Consider the following 2,260-nt stretch of genomic DNA (forward strand, 5'->3'; position numbering starts at 1 on the left):
TTTTAAAATAAAATTACAGTATTTATTAAAGAAATAAGAATTTTAAAATAAAATTACAGTATTTATTAAAGAAATAAGAATTTTAAAATAAAATTGCAGTAAAAAAATTAGATTTAAGAATTATTTCTTCTTAAACCCCTTTCTAGTCTTAATAGCTTGACCAGTCTTAAAGTCAAGCATCTCATTATGATTTAAAAGAGCCTTACCAAATGCCAATAGCTCTCCTTCCTCATTTACAACCAAGACCTCATCATTTGACCTAATGTTTTCATCACAGTCCAAAATAAACTTGGAGAAAACACTTTTTCCATCACGGGCAAAGGATTCAACACTGTTATCAATCATTACCTTGTTTCTCATTCCATCCAATTTAGCCAATCTTTTAGCTCCCAATTTGGATAGGATAAGGAAACTGTCTGAAGCCCTCATATTCACAATATTCTGATTTCCGTCAAAAACATGCCTGATTTTACCTGTCTTCTTGCTTTTCTCTATCTTGATTTTACCGGAAAAGAGCGCATTCCCTGCGCCATGGCCAAACTGATAGTCTGCAATTGCCTTCAATTTCTTAACATCATCCTTGTCAAACTTGATTTCATTGCTGAAGCCATATTCCTCAATATAATCAAGCTCCAAGTCATCAAGAACTTTTGGATGAATGAGAACATTGTCATAGTTTTCTGCAAAGTCAATCAAGAAGTCACGTGCAAAGTCCAATGCAATCTGGTCCTTGATTTTAGGGGCATCGCTTTGGCTTAACGGATAGACCTCATCAAGTTCAAGCGGCACAAGACAGAATGGAATGTCACAGACCATGAAGTCAGATTCCTCATTTGATATCCTGCAGACTGCATCCTCACCTTCAGACTCATCCTTTGAATAAACCAGAAATTCCTTAAAGCTGTTTGATAAAAACTTACTGTAAGGTTTTCTGTAAGCCGGAAGAACAACAAGGTTTTTCTTCTTGTCCATCTCATCCAACTTGGCAAGGTGCCTTGTAACTTCCGCCCTGTGAAGGGATTCGGGACCTGTATAGAAAAATGCAGACTTCTTGCTTCTGGGATCGTATTTTTCCAAATCATCACTGTAGCTTCCCAAATGTCTCAATGCATCCAATAACATCGGATGGGCTCTGCAGCGCTCTTCAACAAGTTCCATAAGACTTCCTTCAGATATTGCCTGACGAATGAGCCTAAGCTCTCCAAAGCTTACATGAAGGTTATGCTGTGCAATAAGCTCAACCCTTTTCTCACGGTCCATCGCCCTCAAGTCATCTGGAGTGTATTTTGAACATACCTCACAGGAACAAGGCATTTCAGTCATGTTCTCAAGCTTTATTGTTCCCCTTGTTGTCAGGAAACGTTCGCCTTCAGCATAGAGAATATATGCTGCAGAGTCAAAAAGGTCGCATCCCATTGCAACGCACAATGCAAAAATCATTGGATGGCCTGCACCCATCAGGTGACGCGGCTTGGAGTCAGGCAAATGCTTGACTGAATGCATTACAGCATCAACTATATCACGGTAATGGTACATTTCCATTAGGGGAACAACTGCACCAATCGGATAAAGGTCTGCCTCAAGCTTTGTCAATTCCTCTGCACAGTATTCGCGCAAATCAGGATAGGTTGAACCCTGCACAACTGAATTTATCTTCATTTCAAAGTCATTCTCACGAACATGACCAATAGCTTCACGGGCACGTTCAAGGGTTATTTCAAGGTCCTCTTCAGCCTTTTCACGATCAACATATGGAGCTGTTGGTATGTCAAGGGAGGTTCCGATGTCTGTTCCAATTGCTTCCTGAAACTCAATTACCTCCTTGTTGGTGATGTCCACATCACCATAGACAGACAATTGAAATGAACCTGAATCAGTCATGATAGGTCCATCAAAATGAATCAGTTCATGCAATCCCTTTTCAACAGCCTCTTTACTCAAGTCTTCATCCTTATAAATAAGATAAGCATTAGTGATAACTATATCTGCACCATATTTGGAAACGTCTATTGTCTGTTTCCTTGGGTGTATAACAGGCATTAGGTTAGGAGTCTTTACATCTCCATGATTTGTTTTTAAAACTCCTACACGCCCTCTCATATCTTTTGCTTTAATTTCATACATGATTTTCTTCCTAAAATTAAATAAACAAATTAGTAAATAAAAATAATTTAAACTTTGTTAATAAAAATTATTTTGATAATTAAATAAATTAATTTTATCTAATGTTTTTATATTGATTAAAAAGTTTAAAAAGTTT

Annotated in this window: 1 protein-coding gene; it reads right to left on the reverse strand. The window is 37.4% G+C overall.

What is annotated here, in order from left to right; translation table 11 throughout:
* Positions 1-120: 120 nt before the first annotated feature.
* Entirely contained in the window at positions 121-2,124 is a 2,004-nt protein-coding gene (gene tgtA / locus Q0138_RS01865; protein ID WP_297980121.1) for a tRNA guanosine(15) transglycosylase TgtA, read from the reverse strand.
* Positions 2,125-2,260 lie beyond the last annotated feature (136 nt).

It is taken from the genome of uncultured Methanobrevibacter sp., assembly GCF_937906425.1.
Taxonomy (GTDB): Archaea; Methanobacteriota; Methanobacteria; order Methanobacteriales; family Methanobacteriaceae; genus Methanobrevibacter.

Coding starts and splice junctions, on each gene's coding strand:
- tgtA (WP_297980121.1), bottom strand. CDS start 2,124: ATGTATGAAATTAAAGCAAAAGATATGAGAGGGCGTGTAGGAGTTTTA.